A 21,255-nucleotide genomic window follows, 5' to 3' on the forward strand; every position below is an offset into this window, starting at 1 on the left:
ACATCCATTAATAAAGTATTAAATGCTCTGTGTATTATAACATTAGAAGCGAGTTAAAAAGTTATCAAGCAGTTCTAAGCCTTGATCAGTTAGAATAGCTTCGGGGTGAAACTGCACACCTTCGATTGCTAGTTCTTTATGAAGTAACCCCATAATTTCGTCAAACTCACCTTGCTCAGTCTGAGTCCATGCGGTTACTTCAAGTTCTTTAGGCAAAGTTTGTGCTTTAACCACTAAAGAATGATAACGACATACTGTTAACGGGTTAGCTAAACCTTTAAACACCCCTTTATTAGTGTGAACTATGGGTGATGTTTTACCGTGCATTACTTTTTTAGCACGAATTACATCTCCACCTAAAGCTTGTGCAATAGTTTGATGCCCCAAGCAAATTCCTAAAATAGGATATTGCCCTTTTAGTTGCTCAACAACATTTAGTGAAATACCCGCTTCGTTAGGGGTGCATGGCCCTGGCGATAACACGATGTGTTTCGGGTTCAACTGCTTTATTTGTGCAATGCTTAGCTCGTCATTACGTTTCACTAAAACGTCTTGATCTAAACGCTGAAAATATTGCACTAAGTTGTAAGTAAACGAGTCGTAGTTATCGATCATTAACAGCATTACACAACAAACCTTATAAATTATTGACCACTTACTTCACACAAGTGGTACTAAGCGCTGCATTCTACCACTATTAATTAGTCAACATAAATTAGCAAAAAGCGTTAAAAATTAACTCTTTTTGCTAAAAGCTCTTTAAAGTCTCTAGTGGGTACTGGTTTACTTAACCCGAACTCTGCTTAAGAGATTTATTAACGTATTAAATCATGATGATGTTTAAATTTATTTTCTCTAGCCAGAGATTCCTTGCAGCTTGAGCAATAATATCGAATCCTAAGCTTTTCACGAGCAGTTAATACTCCTATTTAGGCTGTATACCCCAACAATAAATTATTGACCTCTAAAGTACGTGCGTTTATTGATCGCTCTATTAAATACTTTGGTGAAATATCTTACTGAGCAAAATAAACAGATTGTTTGCGCTACATCAAATTAGCGGCTCAATGGTTGAATTATATCTATGTAAGCCCCAGTGTATTATATGAAAGGCAGTAATTCACTTATACAACTCACTTACTTGTGAGCTCATTTATATCCTATTAAGGAGCGAATATGTTAGGCGAAGACCACTCATTAACTAATGACTTTCCAGAGTACTTAAAGACCATTGCCGAGTTAAATGAAAGCGATACTGAATTTGCAAAAAAAGCAGATAAGTACGACAAGCTAGATAAAGAGATTAGAGTGTTAGAACTCAAAGATGCGCCCATAAGCGATGAGCAAATGCATCAACTAAAACACGAACGTACAGAATTAAAAGATTGGCTATACGAGCGCTTGCAGCAAGAGCAGTAATGAAACTAAATAAAAAGAGCTCACTGATAAAGTGAGCTCTTTAGATCAACAATGGCTATTTTCTCTAAACCTTACAAAGCCACCCACAGGTTTCATAAATACAGTGCTTGGGTTAATAACATCTTTGCGTTTCTAGCCAGTGCTATCGGTAGCACCGGTAAGTAAAACTGTTTTATTTATGTTGCTCTCTCCTAACTTTGTTTTCGCTATATTAGCAGCCTCCCTACCGCTGATAATTAGGTCAATAATCGAATCAGTTTATCTAATCAATTGATAAAGCTAAGTCTATGTTAGTTAATATAAAAGCATTCCTTTAAAAGGCAGGTAAGTGTTTAAGCTGAATGTTTTTTATGCTTTTATTTGAATTACTCAGCAATCATAACTATTGTTTTTAAACCACCTTAATAGTAGTATTTATCATATAAATACACTTTTCGAGAAATAACATGAAAGTTTTAGTTACTGGCGGCATGGGTTACATAGGTAGCCACACATGTATTGCATTGCATGAAGCAGGTATTACGCCTGTTATTTATGATAACTTGTCTAATGCAAGTGCGCGGGTACTTGACCAACTCGAAAAGATTACAGGTACTCGGTTTGAGTTTATATTGGGTGACATTCAAGACGAGCAACAATTTAAACTCGCCCTAAAACATACTAAAGCCGAAGCTGTTTTTCACTTTGCGGCTTTAAAAGCCGTTGGCGAATCTACCGAGCAACCGCTGCGTTATTATCAAAATAATGTGTCGGGCACATTAAGCATGCTACAAAACATGCAAGATGAAGGCGTTAACCATATTATATTTAGCTCATCGGCTACTGTGTACGGCGAACCAGACTACCTCCCTATTGACGAAAAACACCCTATACGCGCAACTAACCCATATGGTTGGACTAAAGTTATGGTTGAACAAGCCATGCAAGATGTATGTAATGCCAACAGCAAATTTATGGGCATAGCGCTTCGTTACTTTAACCCAGTAGGTGCACACCCAAGTGGTTTATTAGGTGAAAGCCCTAATGGTATTCCTAATAACTTAATGCCCTTTATTGCTCAAACTGCAGTAGGCAAACGCGACGTGGTTAATATTTTTGGTGACGACTACGACACCGAAGACGGTACAGGCGTGCGCGACTATATTCATGTTTTAGATTTAGCTAAAGGTCATGTTGCGGCATTTATGCAACATAAAACAGATACCGCCTTCCATGCTTACAACCTAGGTACAGGGCAAGGTTATTCTGTGCTTGATATGATTAAGGCATTTAGCGCATCAGCCAATAAAGATATTCCGTATAAGATTGCACCACGCCGTGCAGGTGATATTGCCTGTAACTACGCCGATGCCACGAAAGCGCAAAACATACTTAACTGGCACGCAGAACTAACACTTAGCGACATGACAAACGACACATGGCGCTGGCAAACTAATTACCCAAGTGGGTTGGAGAGTTAACATGGCTTTATTAGAAAGTACTCACAGACGTAAAAATCCGCTAACGGGTCGTTGGGTATTAGTGTCACCACATCGTAATAACCGCCCATGGTTAGGCGCAACAGAAGCCGTTAATGAAAACGTATTACCAAAACATGATGAAAGCTGCCCACTTTGCCCAAGCAATACCCGTGCAAATGGCGACAGTAACCCTGATTACAAATACACACACGTATTTAGAAATGACTTTGGCGCATTAACACCTAATGCCAGCGAGCAATTACAAAGCTTAGAATCAGACAGCGATTTATTTATTGCCGACGAAGCCAGCGGCGAATGCCGCGTAATTTGTTTTTCTCCAGAGCATAATAAAACACTACCAGAGCTTAGCCAAAACGCATTGCACGAAGTAGTGAAAACCTGGAAACAAAATTACACAGAGCTTGCACAGCAGTACGAATGCGTACAAGTTTTTGAAAATAAAGGCGAGATCATGGGTTGTTCGCAACCTCATCCTCACGGCCAAGTATGGGCTCACTCGCATTTATCAACCGAAATAGAAGCCGAAGATAACCAGCAGCTCGCCTATTATAAAAAGCATGGCACAGCCATGCTTGCCGATTACGCGCAAAAAGAGCAAGCAGATCAAACACGTGTTGTATTTGAAAACGAACATTGGCTTGTTGTGGTGCCATTTTGGGCAGCATGGCCGTTTGAAACAATGCTAGTAACTAAAGATAACATTCAAAACTTTAGCCAGCTAAACGATGTCCAAACCAACTCTTTGGCTCAGGCACTTAAAGTATTAACCACTAAGTACGACAACGTATTTAATTGCAGCTTCCCATACTCAATGGGTTGGCACAATGCACCGGCTAATAGAGGCTCTGATGAGCAACATTGGCGTTTGCATGCACATTTTTATCCGCCGCTACTTCGCTCTGCTACTGTTAAAAAACACATGGTAGGCTACGAAATGCTAGGCGAAAGCCAACGCGATTTAAGCGCAGAAACCGCTGCTTCTATTTTAAAAGCAGCCAGTACAACACACTATAAAGATACAGCAGGACACACAGATGAAGCTTAACGAATTCCAACAACAATTTTTGTCACTGTATGGCGCGCCTGCTCAAGGTATTGCAGCAGCACCGGGCCGTGTAAACCTCATTGGCGAATTTACCGACTACAACGACGGTTTTGTTTTACCGTGTTCGTTAGAGTTTCGTACCCAAGTAATGTTTAAAGAGCGCGACGACAATATTATCACTGTGCATTCTTTAAATTACCCAGGCGAAAAAGACAGCTTTAGTGTTGATGAAGAAATCACTGAAGGCCAATCGCAATGGGGTAACTACATTCGTGCTGTTACTTACGTTCTTAAAAGAGCGGGTTACACTCTGCGTGGTGCCGACCTACTAATTGACAGTAACTTACCGCAAGGTAGTGGCTTGTCGTCATCGGCCGCACTAGAAGTTGCTGTAGGCGGTATGTTTAACCATATTGCACAGCTTGGTTTACCGCCAGAGCAAATTGCGCTATTTGGCCAAGAAGCCGAAAACGACTTTATGCATTGCCAATGCGGCATTATGGATCAGCTTATTTCAGCCAAAGGCGAAAACGGTCATGCGCTATTAATTGATTGTGAAAACCTAGCAACTAAATCAGTTAAAGTTCCTGATGATTTAAATATTGTTATTGTTAACTCTAACTACCCGCGTAAATTAGTTGATAGCGAATACAACCAGCGCCGTATTGACTGCGAACAAGCTGCTGTAAAAATGGGTGTAGAAACACTTCGCCAAGCAACCATGACTGCCCTGCAAGCAGTAAAAGCGACATTAAGCGAAAACGAATATAAACGTGCACACCACGTAATTAGCGAAAACGACCGTGTAATTGCAGCAACAACTGCACTACAAAATAATGATATGGATGCACTTCGTACGCTAATGGCTGCATCGCATCAATCGCTTAAACACGATTTTGAAGTAACCGTACCTGCAACCGATGGCCTAGTAGAAATTTGTAAAGAAGCGATGGGCGATCGCGGCGCAGTACGTATGACGGGTGGCGGCTTTGGTGGTGCTATTGTATGTTTGTGTCGCGATGCGGAAGTACCACTAATTAAAGCTGCGGTAGAAAAGCATTACTTTGAGCGTTTTAGCCTAAATGCTGATATTTACGTATGTTCAGCGGGTTCAGGATTACAAATTACGTCTTTTTAAATAAACTTAAGGAATAAGCATGGCAAAGGTTAATTGGGGAATTATTGGGTGTGGCAATATAGCTCACACCTTTGCTAAAAGCATTGCGCATTGCAGTGATGCACAGCTTATTGGCGCTGCATCAACGAGTATGCAGCGCGCTAAAGAATTTGCCACACCGTACAATATTCAAGGCTATGAGAGCTATCAAGCTCTTATGCAATGCCCAAATATAGATGCCGTATATATTGCCAATACCCACGATCAACACTTTAAAACTATCGCCCAATGCTTAAAACACAATAAGCACGTGCTAAGCGAAAAACCGATTACCGTTAATGCTAAGCAATTGCAAAACCTCACTGAGCTTGCCAGGCAACAAAACTGCTTTTTAATGGAAGGCGTTTGGATACGGTTTTTACCAGCCATAGTAAAATTACAACAACTCCTAAATGAAGGTGTTATTGGTAATGTGCACAGTGTTAATGCCAACTTTAGTTTACCTGGCAGCTTTGCCGACACTCACCGATTAATGAACCCTGTAACAGCGGGTGGCGCCCTGCTCGATTTAGGTATTTATCCTATTTCGATTGCTGATGTGGTATTTAATAAAACCCCTGAACACATCAAATCCTTTGTACATAAAAGCACAACCGGCGTTGATGAGCGAAGCACTGCTATAGTTGATTACGGTAACGGGCAATTTGCATCTCTTACCAGCGCACTGCAGCAAAACGGCCCAACAGAAGCATGTATTAATGGTGAGCTTGGCTATATTCGAATACCTCAGTTTGTAGGTGCAAAAACGCTAGAGCTACACATAAACGACCAAGACCCGCAATACTTTGAATACGATTTTAGCGACGATGAAAATTTTAAGTTTGAAATTGCACATGTCACGCAGTGTATATTACAAAAACAAACCCAAAGCAGCGTATTACCACTGGGTACTAGCTTAAGAGTTATGAACATAATGGATACCTTACGAGCACAATGGCAGTTGCAATATAGCAATGCCGTCGAGTCGGCTGAACTGACTAATTAAAAAATAAAAATACACAACAAGGACACACAATGACACACACACTCAAGGCGCTTTCAAAAGCCATACTACTTGCTACGTGCAGTTTATCTGCCAGTGTAGCTGTTGCTGAATCTAATAAACCAGAGCAGCTATATCCGCCAATCACTAGCGAAGTACTTCCAGAACTTGCGGCAAAAGGTAATTACAATGTGGGTGTGCAAACACTTGATTTAGTTAACCCTGCGCAATTTGACCCCGCTACACAAGGCCAAAAAGATCGTTCTTTAAAAGTAGAGGTGTGGTATCCGGCTGTAAACACAGCAAAAGCGCCACTTACCAGCTACACAGATGAAACTCGCTCAGGTAAAGAGTTTACTCTGCAAGCCGATGCAATGCGTGATGTCGCCATTAATAATAAAGAGCACTACCCTGTGATAGTGCTTTCGCACGGTTATACCGGTTATCGTACAATTATGTACTACCTTGGCGAGCACTTAGCGTCGCACGGTTACATTGTGGTAGCTATTGATCATACTGACTCAACCAATGCCGATGTTGATTTTAATAATGCGCCGTTCTCTGGCTTTTTTAGCACGCTTATAAATCGCTCACGCGATCAGCAGTTTGTTATTAATTACTTTAATGAGCAAAACAGCTTTGCAAGCAAGCAAGTAGACAACAAAAGCGCAGGCGTAATTGGTTACTCAATGGGTGGCTATGGCGCTGTAAATACGATAGGTGGTTGTTACGCTTTTAATGAGCAAACTACAGCTATGTTTACGGGTATGAAAGACCCAGCTCAAATTAAACAAGTACAGCAATTACTAAACAGCTGCGCTGGTGGGCAATACCAAAACCCAAAAGTAGACCCACGTATAAAAGCGATGGTGGCCTTTGCACCATGGGGCGGACAGCACGCTATATTTGATGCCAAAGCAATGGAAAATATTAAAGTACCTTCGCTTTATATAGCCGGTAACTTAGATGACATTTCAGGCTATGAAGGCATTAAAAGTCTTTATGAACAAACAGGCAGCAAAGATAAGTACATGCTTACTTACAAAAATGCACGCCATAATATTGCACCGCACCCAGCCCCTGCTATTGCACAAAGCAGCAGTGAGCTAGATATAGGCCATTACTATGAGCCTTCGTGGTCTATGCGCACACTAAACGAAATCAACAAACACTTTGTACTTGCCATGATGGATTGCCACGTAAAAGGCATAGCCAGCGAGTGTAAATACTTAGATTTACCACAAAACGGCGACCAAGCTGTTGTTGATGGTAAACCGCTGCCACAGTGGCGCGGGTTTGATAATCGCTTTTCTACCGGTATGGATTGGCAACAAGCTAAACCTCACACCAAGTAATAATAAACTTTAAGCGGCTGTTTTAATCAATAGCCGCATACGCCCTTAAAATAATGCAAAAATAAAACGCCTTTTATATAAAAGAGTTACCAGAAAATATTAGCGTGTTTATTTTTTAATCTGCTATTTTAAGAAAAAACCATTGCCATTAACTTCGGTTAAAGGCAATCTAGTCATATATAAGATAAGATAAATAACACAAATATCATGTCCAAATACATACTCTCAATTGATCAAGGAACCACAAGCTCTCGGGCCATCTTGTTTACAAAAGATGCAGACGTTTTTGGTACAGCACAACAAGAATTTTCGCAGCATTTTCCACAAAATGGTTGGGTAGAACACGACCCTAACGATATTTGGCAAACAGTGCTTAGCACTAGTCGCGAAGTGTTAACTAAAAACGATGTAAAGCCTGAAGAAATTATTGCCATTGGTATCACCAACCAGCGCGAAACCACTTTGGTGTGGAACAAAAAAACAGGCAAAACAATTTATAACGCTATTGTATGGCAAGACCGTCGCACCAGTGACTATTGCGAAAGCCTAACAACTGATGAGCTTTGCCAAACGATAAGCGAAAAAACAGGCTTATTACTCGACCCTTATTTTTCGGCCACTAAAATTCGTTGGATTTTAGATAACGTTGAAGGCGCACGCGAACAAGCCCTTGCAGGTGAGCTCGCCTTCGGTACGGTTGACACTTACCTACTTTGGCAGCTAACAGGCGGCAAAGAGCACCGCACCGATGCAACCAATGCATCGCGCACCATGTTATTTAATATTCATACCCAGCAGTGGGATCAAGAGCTTTTAGAGTTATTCGATATCCCAGAATCTATGTTGCCAGAAGTAATGGATTCAGCTGACGAGTTTGGTTCAACCAGTGCTGACATTTTTGGCGCGCCAATTCGTGTTTGTGGTATTGCAGGCGATCAGCAAGCCGCGCTTGTAGGACACGCATGTTTTGAACAAGGCATGGCTAAAAGTACATATGGTACTGGCTGTTTTTTAATGCTTAACACTGGCGAAAAAGCACTGACCTCAGAAAACCGCTTATTGACCACTGTTGCTTATAGATTAAACGGCAAGCCAACTTACGCCATTGAAGGCAGTATATTTATGGCTGGCGCAACTATGCAGTGGATTGTTGAAGGCTTAAAACTACTTAGCCATGCTGGCGAAAGTGAATCGATGGTTAAAGATGTACCGCTCGATCATGGTGTATTTTTAGTGCCTTCGTTTACGGGTTTAGGTGCTCCTTATTGGGACCCTAATGCACGTGGCGCTATTTTAGGGCTAACACGCGATTCGGGTATTAGCACCATAGTTGCCGCAGCGCTGCAATCAGTTGGTTACCAGACCAAAGATTTACAAAAAGCGATGGAGCGTGATGGTCTTCGCCCAAGTGTGCTTCGTGTAGATGGCGGTATGGTAAAAAATAATTGGGTTATGACCTTTTTATCAAACATTTTAGGCGCAACAGTTGAGCGCCCAACTGTGACCGAAACCACTTCTTTAGGCGTAGCATATTTAGCAGGCTTACAAACAGGTGTGTATGAGTCGACTGAGCAGTTATCTAAAATGTGGACATGCGACCGTCGTTTTGAGCCAACCATGAGTGCCGACGAGCGTAACGATCTATACGCAAAATGGCAGCATTGCGTAGCTCAAGTATGCTTAACGAATAAAAACTGCCCATAGTAAATAGTAAGTGGTTAAGGCCAATACTTTAACCACTTTGCTTTTTTAACTTAGCTAAATGCTAGATTTAAAAAGCATGCTTTACTGCTTTAAATTGAAAATGGATTGGCGTCAAAATTAACGAATAAAAATCTGGGTTTTCTATTGTCAAATGAAAACAGCAGCTTTATGATGCTTATGTCTTATTTATATTACAAATAAAAAGGTTAGCTCGGTGGAATTAGCAGATAACGAATATGACTTACTAGTCATCGGTGGCGGTGTAAACGGCACTGGAATAGCAGCTGATGCAGCAGGCAGAGGATTAAAAGTACTCTTGTGCGAACAATCAGACCTTGCCTGTGCAACATCTTCAAACAGTTCTAAGCTGATCCACGGTGGTCTGCGCTACCTTGAGCATTACGAATTTAGATTAGTAAAAGAAGCCCTAGCAGAGCGAGAAGTGCTACTTAAAAACGCACCTCATATTATGTGGCCGCTAACCTTTAGATTGCCGCATCAAAAGCATTTACGCCCTGCGTGGATGATTCGCATTGGTTTGTTTATGTATGACAACCTAGCGAAACGCGAAACACTAGCGGGTTCTCGAAGCATTAAATTTGGCGAAAATAGTGTTTTAGAACCCTCTATTACCAAAGGGTTTGAATACTCTGATGGCTGGGTTGACGATTCTCGCTTAGTCGTTTTAAACGCCCTTGCAGCGCAGGAAAAAGGCGCCGTTATTACCACACAAACTAAGTGTGTAAATGCTAAACGTGAGCAAGGTAAATGGCAGGTAACGCTTGAGCAGCAAAAGAGCAAAGCTAAATACACCATTTCTGCCAAAGGCATTGTTAATGCTGCGGGTCCTTGGGTAGCTAAATTATTTGATGAAGCCCTAACAGAAAAATCACCACAAAATATTCGCCTTGTAAAAGGTAGCCACATTGTAGTGCCTCGCATTCACGATGAGAAACAAGCTTATATTTTACAAAATAAAGATCAGCGTATTGTGTTTGTTATTCCGTTTGAAGATGACTTCTCACTTATTGGCACAACCGATGTAGAACACACAGGTGAAGCACAAGACGTTAAAATTAGTGATGAAGAAATTGATTACTTAATTGATATTACTAATACCTACTTTAAACAACCGATTAAACGCGAAGACATAGTACATACCTTTTCAGGCGTACGCCCATTACTTGATGACGAATCAGTTAATGCACAAGCCGTTACTCGCGATTATAAATTAGAGCTTTCGAGTGATGCTAAGCAAGCACCTCTATTGAGTGTGTTTGGTGGAAAAATTACAACTTATCGCAAACTTGCCGAAGCTGCGGTTAATAAGCTTGAAGACTTTTACCCACAAATGAGCAAAGCGTGGACCAAGCATAGCTCGCTCCCTGGTGGTGATTTTAGCTCTGTAGAAGCACTTAAATCAGAGCTAAAAGCAAAATATGAATGGCTACCTGAAATAACACTTAAACGCTTTGTACGCACTTATGGTACTCGTGCTAAAAATATATTAGGTAGTGCAACTGGGTTGAGTGATTTAGGCCAAGATTTTGGCCATGGTTTATTTGCAGCAGAAGTAGATTACTTGCTAAATGAAGAGTGGGCAGAAAACGCATACAATATTTTATGGCGCCGCAGCAAATTAGGACTACGTTTTAATGAGGCACAAGTTGCTGCGCTCAATGATTACATTGAGCATAACCAAGCAGCTAAAAGCGCTTAACTATTAAGTTATAATAGCTTCCTGTTAACCCCTTTATAATTTAATTTTTATAGAGGGGTTTATTTTTTTGACTCTAAATTAAATAAATAATTAAAACCGCTAAGCGTCGCTGTTTTAATATCAAACTCAACACACTTCACACCTATTTGATTAAGCGCCGTAGTAAAACACTTATTCAGCTGCTTTGTGCCAATCACTACAACTTGTGTATCACTCAATAATTGCCATTCGCTAGCATGGCGAGCTGCTCGTACATCGCTGCCAATTAATACACCCGACAAATAGGCTTTGGCTTGTACTGGCGTTAACTCCTTTGAAAGCTGGCGTGTACGCACACTAAAAATACCATGTGCCAAGTTACCGCTATCACTACCTAAAGTTAGCTCACAGCCTTGCTCAAATGCTTTAAAGTCAAACTCACCTTCTGCACAGTCGTTAGGAATTAAAACACTTTGATGACATAACAAATCATATAACTCGCCGGTCATGGCTGTTTTAAAGCAAATGATTTCGCCGTTGTTTATAAGCACCCATTTAGTATGTGTACCAGGTAAACATAATAATATTTTACCTTGTTGATACTCTGGATTTTGTTTTAAAAACCCTAAAATTTGCAGCTCTTCGCCGCGCATTACATCAAATAAGCTATTTTGCAGCGTACACTTTGTGCCTGGTAGCGCTTTAATTGTATGCCCATCGCAATCAAAGCTAACCGCAGCATTAAGTAGCCCTTCGGGATTAATTGGGCATTCTAAATAAGGCGTTTCGTGCCAGCCGATGCTTGAGGTAATTTGCCCTGCAATATATATAGGTAAACTGCCATATTCTTGCTTCCACACTGCAATGGTGTCGATTAGGGTTTGCTCAAAATTTTGATTCGCCTTAACAACGCCAGGGCCATCACGTTGTGCTAATAATTTAAGTGTTGATTGCGCTTGTACTTCGCACAAATAAGCACGTAAATGGCTCGTGCCCCAGTCAACAGCAATAAAAAGAGATGAATTAGCCAAGCTTTAAAGCCTCCCACCGTCGATTTTAATACTCTGCCCGGTGATCATACTGCTTTCATCGGCGGCTAAAAAGAGTGCCAAATTAGCAACATCTTCAGGTGTTACTAATTTTTTAAGCGCCATGGCTTCCATCCACTTAACTTGCTCTTCTTCGGTAAACCAGCTTGCTAGTTGACGGTCGGTGGCCACCCACCCTGGCAAAATAGCGTTAACGCGAATACCAAACTCGCCGTAATCGCGAGCCAATGCCTTAGTCATACCAATTAGCCCTGCTTTTGCGGTTACATAGCCTGCCATTTGTGGCTGGCCCATAATCGCGTTAATAGAGCTAAAATTAATGATACTGCCGGCTCCATCGCCTTTCATAAAAGACATAGCAACTTGAGAGGCAAAAAATGCAGGGTTTAAGTTTATTTGTAAGCACTGATCCCAATCTTGCACGGTAACGTCTTCGCTCGCTTGCCGGCGGTCGTTCGCTACATTATTAACTAGTACATTAATAGCACCAAAAGCGGCGCATGCATCCACAAGTGATTGCTGAAGTGCATGAGAGTCAGTTACATCAACTTGCCTATACCATAGTTTTGCATTGGGTAAATCACGAATAAGCGATTGCGCTGCCTTATCATCAATATCTATAAATGCTACTTTTGCATTTTGGTTTACAAAGGACTTAACCATTGCTCTGCCGATGCCTGATGCACCACCAGTAATAAAAATAACTTTACCAGAAAGACTATGATATTGAGCGAGGGTGTTCAAATTCAACTCTCCATACAGCGCATTTTCAATTTCATTTAAACTCTTTATAAACTTATACTTACACTATAAAGAGCCAAACTAAGCTGTTATTGCTGTGTTAAAATATTTAGCTAATTAAAAGTTTATATCATATCCTTGAGTACATTAATATGATATATGATATATAATAAAGCAATATATCAACTCGGAATCCTGCGCAATGAAAAGCCAACCCCGTCAAAATTTAACACAACAATTAACCCACGATTTGGGTTTTGCTATTGTGCGTGGTGTTTACCCTGTAAGCGAAGGCCTGCCTTCTGAAGCCGATTTATGTATAAAATATGATGTAAGTCGCAGCGCCACCCGCGAAGCGGTAAAAATGCTCTCTGCTAAAGGATTAATTTCTTCTCGTCCTAAGCAAGGTATTCGTGTATTACCTGAAAGCAGCTGGAACATGTTTGATACCGACGTACTACGTTGGATTTTAAGCAGCAAGCCATCACTGTCATTATTAAAAGAGTTTACTCAAGTACGCGTTGCCCTCGAACCACAAGCGGCCGCGCTTGCTGCACTAAATGCAACTGCTGAACAACTCGCTGAAATTGATAACGCTTTAGCCCGTATGGCTGAAGCAGACGAAGGCTTAGACGATCCACTAGAAGCTGACATTGCTTTTCATACCAGCATATTAGTTGCCAGTAACAATCGCTTTTTTGTGCAGTTAACTGAGTTTATTAGTACAGCCCTTAGAGTAAGTATTCGTTATACAAACCACATTAAAGGTGTACCGGGCGCAGACGTTGCTAAGCACGCTGATATTTTAGAGACCATAAAGTCACGCGACCCTGAACGCGCTAAAAAAGCAGTAGAAACAATTTTAGAAGAAGCACTACAGTTAATTGAATCTAAATTAGTTTAATGTTAGTTCAACATATTGTATAAATATTGAGTCCATCGAATTTACTCTTTGCAGTACATTCGATGGACTTTTTTATTGCCTATAAAACTTAAATTACAGGCATTAAAAAATCCGATATCAGTCTCCTGATATCGGATTTTTAATTATTTAAATCAGATTAATAACTCTGGTTATTAACTGAGATAAAACGCCTTTTGCAGGCTAGAATTACAATCCTAATTTCTTCTCAAGATAGTGGATGTTAGTACCACCATTTTGGAAGTTTTCATCTGCAAGAATTCTCTTATGCAAAGGAGTATTAGTTTTAATTCCGTCAATTACTAGCTCGTTAAGTGCATTGCGCGCGCGGGCAATAGCTACATCACGGTTTTCACCGTAAGTAATTAACTTACCAATCATTGAATCGTAATGTGGTGGAACCGTGTAGTCAGCGTAAATATGGCTGTCCCAACGAATACCTAAACCACCTGCTGGATGGAAACGTGTAATTTTACCCGGTGACGGGATAAACGTTTCAGGATCTTCAGCATTAATACGACACTCAATAGCATGACCACGAATAACAACGTCGTCTTGAGTGAATGATAACGGTTGACCCGCTGCAATTTTTAACTGCTCTTTCACTAAATCGATACCAGTAACCATTTCAGTTACAGGGTGTTCAACCTGAATACGTGTATTCATTTCGATGAAGTAAAACTCGCCGTTTTCGTATAAAAACTCAAACGTACCTGCACCGCGGTATCCAATTTCGATACATGCACGTGTACAGCGCTCGCCAATGAATTTACGCGTTTCAGCAGTAATTCCTGGTGCTGGAGCTTCTTCAACTACTTTTTGGTGACGACGTTGCATAGAACAATCACGTTCACCTAAATGTACTGCATTACCTTGGCCGTCTGCTAATACTTGAACTTCGATATGGCGTGGGTTTTCAAGGAATTTTTCCATGTAAACCATGCTATTACCAAAGAATTGCTTAGCTTCTTGCTGTGTTAATGCAATTGAATCAATAAGTTCAGATTCGCTGCGAACAACACGCATACCACGACCACCACCGCCACCAGCGGCTTTGATGATTACCGGGTAACCGATACGCTTAGCGATTTGCATGTTGCGTTCTTTATCATCTGATACCGGACCGTCAGAGCCTGGAACACATGGAACGCCGGCTTTACGCATTGCTGCGATAGCAGACACTTTATCACCCATAAGGCGAATAGTGTCGCCACGAGGACCGATAAATACAAAACCACTTTGCTCAACTTGGTCGGCAAAATCAGCATTTTCTGCAAGGAAACCGTAACCAGGATGAATCGCTACAGCGTCAGTTATTTCAGCCGCAGCAATAATGCGCGGAATATCTAAATAACTTTCAGTTGCTGATGGTCTACCAATACAGATGGTTTCATCTGCAAGCAATACATGCTTAAGATCGCGATCTGCCGTTGAATGCACAGCAACCGTTTTGATCCCAAGCTCTTTGCAGGCGCGCAATATACGAAGTGCAATTTCACCTCGGTTTGCAATGACTACTTTATCTAACATTAGAGTTGGCCTTTTAGGTTACGCTATTATTCAATGATGAATAGAGGTTGATCAAATTCTATTGGCTCGCCATTTTCAGCTAAGATAGCTCTTACTGTACCGGCTTTGTCTGATTCAATTTGGTTCATCATTTTCATAGCTTCGATAATACAAAGTGTATCGCCAACTTTAACTTGCTGACCAACTTCTACATATGCTGGAGCTTCAGGAGACGCAGCTGAGTAAAAAGAACCAACCATTGGTGATTTAACTTGATGACCCGTAGGCTCAGCTGGTGCTGCTGCTTCAACAGCTACAGGAGCCGCTGCAACTGGTGCTGCTGGCGCTGGTGCATATTGCTGTGGAGCAAATTGCGGGTAACCTGGGCCAGCGCTCATGTTGTTGCGGTTAATACGTACTGATTCTTCACCTTCAGTGATTTCTAGCTCAGCAATACCTGATTCTTCTACTAATTCGATAAGCTTCTTTATCTTGCGAATATCCATTACACGACCCGCCTGTTAGTTTGTGTGTTAATTTAAATTAAATTGCGCTTTGCAACCGGCCCACAGCGGCGTTTAATGCTGCGTGATAACCCATTGCGCCTAATCCACATATCACGCCTTGTGCCACATCAGAAAAATACGAATGATGACGAAAGGCTTCACGTGCGTGCACATTACTTAAGTGCACCTCAAAAAACGGAATATCAACACTCAACAGTGCATCACGTAATGCGACGCTAGTATGCGTAAATGCAGCTGGGTTGATAATTATGTAATCAACCGCTTGCCAAGCATCGTGAATTCGTTCAATGAGGGCTTGCTCACTATTACTTTGAAAATGCGTTAACTCAACATCTAGACTATTAGCAGCACTGGTTAGCTCCTCCATAATCTCACTCAGCGTCTGAAAACCGTATTTATCCGGTTCACGTTTACCAAGCATGTTTAAATTTGGACCATTTATAACTAAAAGGTTAAATTTTGCAGCCATAATACGCGATATATCCTATAAGTAATGAGTTAAGCGGTTACTAACTAGTTTTTCACTTTTAAGTAAGCAGAAAAAGTAATGTAGCAACAATTTCTCACGTTAACCAACTATTATAGTGATTTCGACGTAAATAGCAGCAAAATACTGGTCTTATCAGTGTCGTGGGTACAAATATAAGAAGAATTAAGAAGGTGCCACTTAGTCAATTCAAGTGGCACTATTGCACTATTATTGTGCGCTGGCGCGCACAACTGCTAGGTGTTTAGCAAAGTCCTCAGCATTTAAAAAGCCCGTTACGCGCTGCGTACTAAGCTCTTGTCCTTGAGTATTAAAAAACAAAATACTAGGTAAACCAAACACCGTGTACTCTTCCATTAGCTCAATTGTTTTATTATCACTCTCAGTTAAATCAATTTGAATAAGTTGATAGTGGCTAAACTCACTTTGCACTTTGGCATCAGGAAAGGTGTAATGTTCAAACTCTTTACACGCCACACACCAGTCGGCATATAAATCGACCATAACCATTCGACCTTCGTCGTTTGCTTGTGCAACTGCTTCTTTTAGTTCTGCTAAATCAGCAACCTGTTTAAACTCATTATTTTGTGAGCTTACCTGTACTGTTTGTACTTGAACTGGCCAAAAGTAGTTTTTAGTTAACGTAAAGCCTGTAATAACTAATAGAGTTGCAGCAAACCATAATGCAGTTTTTAACTTGCTTTGTGTTTGGCTACTTTGCCAATGATGTAAGTACAGTGCTGTTGCTAGTGCAAGCACACCTGCCATTAATAATATAATGTCGGCGCTGATTAGTCGCTCAAGTAATATAAGCGGCACAACGAGCATCACAAAACCAAACAAGGTTTTAACTTGCTCCATCCAACCACCCGCTTTAGGAAGCAATTTACCGCCAGATGTACCAAGTAATAAAAGTGGTAACCCCATACCTAAACTGAGCACGTACAGTGTTAAACCACCTACTAAGTAATCACCACTTTGCGCTACAAATAACAGTGCCGCCGACAATGGCGCAGTAGTACAAGGTGATGCTATTAAGCCCGAAAGTACACCCATTAAAAATACGCCAACGTAGTTGCCGCCTTTTTGGTTGTTACTTACTTGGGTTAGCTTGCTCATCATACTGCTTGGCAGTTTAATTTCGTACCAACCAAACATCGACATAGCCAATAATACAAACAATAAACTAAAGCTGATTAACACAAATGGATGCTGTAAATACCCCTGCACTTGCCCACCAAGCGCAGCAACAACTAAGCCAAGCGCTGCATAGGTAACTGCCATACCTTGTATATATACAAACGACAACGCAAACGCTTTTTTAGTTGAAAGGTTTTGCTGACCCGCAATTAAGCTCGACAAAATAGGAAACATAGGAAATACGCACGGCGTAAAAGCAAGGCCTACACCAACAGCAAAAAATATGAGTAAATTAGTTATTAAACTCTGACTGGCTAATTGCTCAGTAAAAGTCAGTTCTTTTTCGGTATCATCCGAATTTGTTGTAAGTTCAGTCGTTGGCTCGTTGAGTGCTGAAAATGTACTTTGCGCTGTTGCCGCTTCATCTGTAGCGCTATTTTGATCTACATTTTTAATCTGTGCGCCACTAATTACACTAAGTGGAATGCTAATCACTTCTGGTGGATAACAAAGCCCTGCTTTTGCACAGCCCTGATAGCGAACTTTAACAACCGCTCCCTCAGTAATATTACTTAACTTACTAACAACGCTCGCGGTATTAAAAAAGACTTCTGTTTTACCAAAAAATTCATCTTCAATAATTTCGCCACTACCAGAGTCACCTACTTGGATGTTTGCGCCCTTGGCAATGATTTCTATTTTCTTTTTATATAAATAATAGTCTGGCGCTATATCCCAACCTACAAACAAGGTGCTGCCTTGCTGATCAAAGTCAAATACAAACGCTTGGTCTACAGGTAAAAAAGTGTGTTGAGGAGGCCCAAGTAGATCACCAAGCACATTATTAGTCGCAGCCTTTACAGGTACGGTTAATAATGTAACCAACAATAAAAAGAAAAAACGCATTAATTCAGTACCTCGTCCATCCAATTAAAATACGCCAAATTTCCCGTAGAAACTTCTAAAACCTGAATCTCTGGCACTTCGTAGCTATGTAACTCTTTTATTGTTAGAAACACATCGTTCATTTTATCTGATTTCGTTTTTATAAGTAGCTTAGCCTCAGTTGCTTCTGCAACTTCGCCTTCCCACATATAAATAGAGCCCATGTTAGGTAAAATATTTACACAAGCAGCTAGTTTTTTTTCTACCAACGCCCTTGCAAGTGTGCGTGCTTCTGCTTCGTCTTTGCAGGTCGTAAAAATCATTTTAAAATGCGTAGTCATTATGAACCTATACTTATTGGACAGTGTCTATCATCATAGTATCTGATAGCCGATACAATGTGTAGACGCTAAAATATCAGTAAAATGACGATACCTATGCCCTAACCTTGAAAAGAGACCTCGTCACCCTCATTTATATTTCATCAACTCTTTTGAGTGTCATTATTTAGAGAGCGCTATGTTTAGATTTTTATTTGTGTTGTTTATTATCATCCCTATTATCGAAATCGCTTTGCTGATTCAAGTAAGCGACGTGATTGGCGGATTTGCAACAATTGCACTTGTTGTTATTACGGCGATTTTAGGTGCCAAAATGGTTAAAACACAAGGTATGGGGGCGCTGCAAAACGTACAAGCGCAAATGGCGCAAGGGCAAATGCCAGCCAAAGAATTATTTACCGGAATATGCGTTGTAATTGCAGGTGTATTACTCCTTACCCCTGGCATTATGACTGACGTATTTGGGCTACTATTATTAACCCCTGCAATTCGTAACAAATTGGCTGCAGGCCTTGCTAGCCAAGCAACTGTTAGAATGAGCGCAGGCATGCAACAAGGGCCATCGCCGTTTGCTGGGCAGCAACATGCTGAACGAGAGCAAGGGCAAATGGAACGACCAACCACTATTGATGGTGAATATGAGCGAAAAGATTAAAAATTTATCGTTTTTTCTCTTGGAATTTTTCACTCTACCCCCATTAATGAATGCAAATTAGAAAAGCTTTTTTCTGTACTGTTCAGAAACTGTTAGGAGAACTAAAAAACATGAACATTCGTCCTTTACAAGATCGCGTAATCGTTAAACGTCTAGAAGAAGAAACAAAATCTGCTGGCGGTATTGTATTAACTGGCTCTGCAGCTGAAAAATCAACTCGCGGAGAAGTTGTAGCCGTAGGTAATGGTCGCGTTTTAGAAAACGGTGACGTGAGAGCGTTAGAAGTTAAAGCCGGTGACACTGTGTTATTTGGCTCATATGTTGAAAAAGTTGAAAAGATCGAAGGTCAAGAGTACCTGATCATGCGTGAAGATAATATTTTAGGCATTGTAGGCTAAACCTACTTTTCGTTTATAAACATTTAAGAATTTAGAGGAATTTAAAACATGGCAGCAAAAGAAGTACTTTTTGCAGGTGACGCACGCGCTAAAATGCTAACTGGCGTAAACATCCTGGCAAACGCAGTAAAAGTTACATTAGGTCCTAAAGGCCGTAACGTTGTACTAGATAAATCATTTGGCTCACCAGTTATCACTAAAGATGGTGTATCTGTAGCAAAAGAAATCGAACTTGAAGACAAGTTTGAGAACATGGGCGCACAAATGGTTAAAGAAGTTGCATCTAAAGCAAATGATGCAGCCGGCGATGGTACAACTACCGCTACAGTACTTGCACAGTCTATTGTTAATGAAGGCCTTAAAGCTGTTGCAGCGGGTATGAACCCAATGGATCTTAAGCGCGGCATCGACAAAGCAGTTATTGCTGCTGTTGCAGAGCTTAAAGCGTTATCTGTTCCTTGTTCTGATACTAAAGCAATTGCACAAGTAGGTACTATTTCAGCTAACTCTGATAAAGAGATTGGCGACATCATTGCACAAGCAATGGAAAAAGTAGGCCGTAACAGTGGTGTTATTACTGTAGAAGAAGGTCAATCACTTGAAAACGAACTAGATGTTGTTGAAGGCATGCAGTTTGACCGTGGTTACTTATCTCCTTACTTCATCAACAGCCCAGAAAAAGGTACTGTTGAACTAGATAACCCATTTATTCTACTTGTAGATAAAAAAATATCTAACATCCGCGAATTATTACCAACATTAGAAGCGGTTGCTAAAGCAAGCAAACCACTACTAATCATCGCAGAAGACCTTGAAGGCGAAGCACTAGCTACATTAGTAGTTAATAACATGCGCGGTATTGTTAAAGTATCAGCAGTTAAAGCACCTGGTTTTGGCGACCGTCGTAAAGCAATGCTACAAGATATCGCTGTATTAACTGGCGGTACTGTTATTTCTGAAGAAATCGGCTTAGAGCTTGAAAAAGCAACAGTTGAAGACCTAGGTACAGCTAAGCGCGTAATTATCACTAAAGATGATACAACAATCATTGATGGTGCTGGTGAAGAAGCGGGTATTAGCGGTCGTGTTTCACAAATTAAAGCACAAATCGAAGAAGCAACATCAGACTACGATAAAGAGAAACTACAAGAGCGCATGGCTAAACTAGCTGGCGGTGTTGCAGTAATCAAAGTAGGTGCTGCTACTGAAATGGAAATGAAAGAGAAAAAAGACCGCGTTGAAGATGCATTAAATGCAACTCGTGCAGCGGTTGAAGAAGGCGTAGTACCTGGTGGCGGTGTTGCACTTGTACGTGCAGCTAGCAAGCTAGTTGATTTAGTTGGCGACAACGAAGATCAAAACCACGGTATTAAAGTTGCACTTCGTGCAATGGAAGCACCACTTCGTCAAATCGTAACTAACGCTGGCGAAGAAGCATCAGTTGTAATTAACGCAGTTAAAGGCGGCGACGGTAACTTTGGTTACAACGCAGCAACTGGTGAATACAACGACATGATTGAAATGGGTATCCTAGATCCAACTAAAGTAACACGCTCTGCATTACAGTTTGCAGGGTCTATTGCGGGTCTAATGATCACTACTGAAGCAATGGTAGCTGAAATCCCAAAAGATGAAGCTGGTGGCGCTGATATGGGTGGCATGGGCGGAATGGGTGGTATGGGCGGAATGATGTAATCATCCCCTAAACACCTAGCTCAAATAAAAACCCAGCTTCGGCT

Annotated in this window: 20 protein-coding genes; 12 read left to right on the plus strand and 8 right to left on the minus strand. The window is 41.0% G+C overall.

The annotated features are described in order from the left end of the window. Positions 1-42: 42 nt before the first annotated feature. Positions 43-624, minus strand: coding sequence for an anthranilate synthase component II (locus I6F47_RS15210; RefSeq protein WP_101164425.1), 582 nt, complete (start codon positions 622-624; stop codon positions 43-45). Between the two features lie 552 nt (positions 625-1,176). On the opposite strand from I6F47_RS15210, the gene I6F47_RS15215 reads away from it, so the two are divergent. From I6F47_RS15215 to glpD, 8 genes are all read left to right on the plus strand, one after another. Next, entirely contained in the window at positions 1,177-1,419 is a 243-nt protein-coding gene (locus I6F47_RS15215; RefSeq protein ID WP_007580070.1) for a YdcH family protein, read from the plus strand. A gap of 446 nt (positions 1,420-1,865) precedes the next feature. Then, complete coding sequence (gene galE, locus I6F47_RS15220) at positions 1,866-2,879, plus strand: UDP-glucose 4-epimerase GalE (RefSeq protein ID WP_197184139.1); 1,014 nt, start codon at positions 1,866-1,868, stop codon at positions 2,877-2,879. Between the two features lies 1 nt (position 2,880). Next, positions 2,881-3,945: a UDP-glucose--hexose-1-phosphate uridylyltransferase gene (locus I6F47_RS15225; protein WP_197184140.1), complete on the plus strand. Its 1,065-nt coding sequence runs from the start codon at positions 2,881-2,883 to the stop codon at positions 3,943-3,945. Continuing rightward, entirely contained in the window at positions 3,935-5,083 is a 1,149-nt protein-coding gene (gene galK / locus I6F47_RS15230; protein WP_182716031.1) for a galactokinase, read from the plus strand. Before I6F47_RS15225 ends, galK begins: the two co-directional genes overlap by 11 nt. Before the next feature lie 19 nt (positions 5,084-5,102). Further along, a complete protein-coding gene (locus I6F47_RS15235) occupies positions 5,103-6,107 on the plus strand; it encodes a Gfo/Idh/MocA family protein (protein ID WP_197184141.1) in 1,005 nt (334 codons plus the stop codon). 29 nt (positions 6,108-6,136) lie between these two features. Further along, on the plus strand, positions 6,137-7,459 hold the full coding sequence (locus tag I6F47_RS15240; protein ID WP_197184142.1) for an alpha/beta hydrolase family protein: 1,323 nt from the start codon (positions 6,137-6,139) through the stop codon (positions 7,457-7,459). A gap of 207 nt (positions 7,460-7,666) precedes the next feature. Continuing rightward, on the plus strand, positions 7,667-9,163 hold the full coding sequence (gene glpK, locus I6F47_RS15245; RefSeq protein WP_032826852.1) for a glycerol kinase GlpK: 1,497 nt from the start codon (positions 7,667-7,669) through the stop codon (positions 9,161-9,163). A gap of 214 nt (positions 9,164-9,377) precedes the next feature. Further along, positions 9,378-10,883, plus strand: coding sequence for a glycerol-3-phosphate dehydrogenase (glpD, locus tag I6F47_RS15250; protein ID WP_165722202.1), 1,506 nt, complete (start codon positions 9,378-9,380; stop codon positions 10,881-10,883). 59 nt (positions 10,884-10,942) lie between these two features. Here glpD and I6F47_RS15255 read toward each other — a convergent pair whose 3' ends face one another. Both I6F47_RS15255 and I6F47_RS15260 read right to left on the minus strand, forming a co-directional pair. After that, entirely contained in the window at positions 10,943-11,893 is a 951-nt protein-coding gene (locus I6F47_RS15255; RefSeq protein ID WP_024593412.1) for a 2-dehydro-3-deoxygalactonokinase, read from the minus strand. 3 nt (positions 11,894-11,896) lie between these two features. Then, on the minus strand, positions 11,897-12,655 hold the full coding sequence (locus tag I6F47_RS15260) for an SDR family NAD(P)-dependent oxidoreductase (RefSeq protein WP_002958845.1): 759 nt from the start codon (positions 12,653-12,655) through the stop codon (positions 11,897-11,899). A 199-nt stretch (positions 12,656-12,854) separates the two neighbouring features. Here I6F47_RS15260 and I6F47_RS15265 point away from each other — a divergent pair, with 199 nt between their 5' ends. Beyond that, positions 12,855-13,556 (plus strand): FadR/GntR family transcriptional regulator, encoded by a 702-nt coding sequence (locus I6F47_RS15265; RefSeq protein ID WP_007580047.1) that lies wholly within the window; start codon positions 12,855-12,857, stop codon positions 13,554-13,556. Between the two features lie 207 nt (positions 13,557-13,763). Here I6F47_RS15265 and accC read toward each other — a convergent pair whose 3' ends face one another. The 5 genes from accC to cutA all read right to left on the minus strand — a co-directional run bounded on the left by accC (position 13,764) and on the right by cutA (position 18,463). Beyond that, positions 13,764-15,104, minus strand: coding sequence for an acetyl-CoA carboxylase biotin carboxylase subunit (gene accC, locus I6F47_RS15270; RefSeq protein ID WP_007580045.1), 1,341 nt, complete (start codon positions 15,102-15,104; stop codon positions 13,764-13,766). A 26-nt stretch (positions 15,105-15,130) separates the two neighbouring features. After that, the gene (gene accB / locus I6F47_RS15275) at positions 15,131-15,589 is read right to left on the minus strand and encodes an acetyl-CoA carboxylase biotin carboxyl carrier protein (protein ID WP_007580042.1); all 459 of its coding nucleotides are present in this window, start codon (positions 15,587-15,589) and stop codon (positions 15,131-15,133) included. 37 nt (positions 15,590-15,626) lie between these two features. Continuing rightward, positions 15,627-16,079 (minus strand): type II 3-dehydroquinate dehydratase, encoded by a 453-nt coding sequence (gene aroQ, locus I6F47_RS15280; protein WP_165722205.1) that lies wholly within the window; start codon positions 16,077-16,079, stop codon positions 15,627-15,629. 228 nt (positions 16,080-16,307) lie between these two features. Next, positions 16,308-18,143 (minus strand): protein-disulfide reductase DsbD, encoded by a 1,836-nt coding sequence (locus I6F47_RS15285; protein ID WP_165722206.1) that lies wholly within the window; start codon positions 18,141-18,143, stop codon positions 16,308-16,310. Next, positions 18,143-18,463 carry a divalent-cation tolerance protein CutA gene (cutA, locus tag I6F47_RS15290; RefSeq protein ID WP_007580036.1) on the minus strand — a complete coding sequence of 107 codons (321 nt, stop codon included), beginning with the start codon at positions 18,461-18,463 and terminating at the stop codon, positions 18,143-18,145. The genes I6F47_RS15285 and cutA overlap by 1 nt, the downstream gene beginning before the upstream one ends. Positions 18,464-18,641: 178 nt before the next feature. On the opposite strand from cutA, the gene I6F47_RS15295 reads away from it, so the two are divergent. The 3 genes from I6F47_RS15295 to groL all read left to right on the plus strand — a co-directional run bounded on the left by I6F47_RS15295 (position 18,642) and on the right by groL (position 21,211). Continuing rightward, positions 18,642-19,118 carry an FxsA family protein gene (locus tag I6F47_RS15295; RefSeq protein WP_007580034.1) on the plus strand — a complete coding sequence of 159 codons (477 nt, stop codon included), beginning with the start codon at positions 18,642-18,644 and terminating at the stop codon, positions 19,116-19,118. Between the two features lie 110 nt (positions 19,119-19,228). After that, positions 19,229-19,516 carry a co-chaperone GroES gene (locus tag I6F47_RS15300; RefSeq protein ID WP_007580032.1) on the plus strand — a complete coding sequence of 96 codons (288 nt, stop codon included), beginning with the start codon at positions 19,229-19,231 and terminating at the stop codon, positions 19,514-19,516. 48 nt (positions 19,517-19,564) lie between these two features. Then, complete coding sequence (groL, locus tag I6F47_RS15305; protein ID WP_007580030.1) at positions 19,565-21,211, plus strand: chaperonin GroEL; 1,647 nt, start codon at positions 19,565-19,567, stop codon at positions 21,209-21,211. Positions 21,212-21,255 lie beyond the last annotated feature (44 nt).

Origin of the sequence: Pseudoalteromonas sp. NZS37 (assembly GCF_015864265.1) — a bacterium.
GTDB classification, from domain to species: domain Bacteria; phylum Pseudomonadota; class Gammaproteobacteria; order Enterobacterales; family Alteromonadaceae; genus Pseudoalteromonas; species Pseudoalteromonas arctica.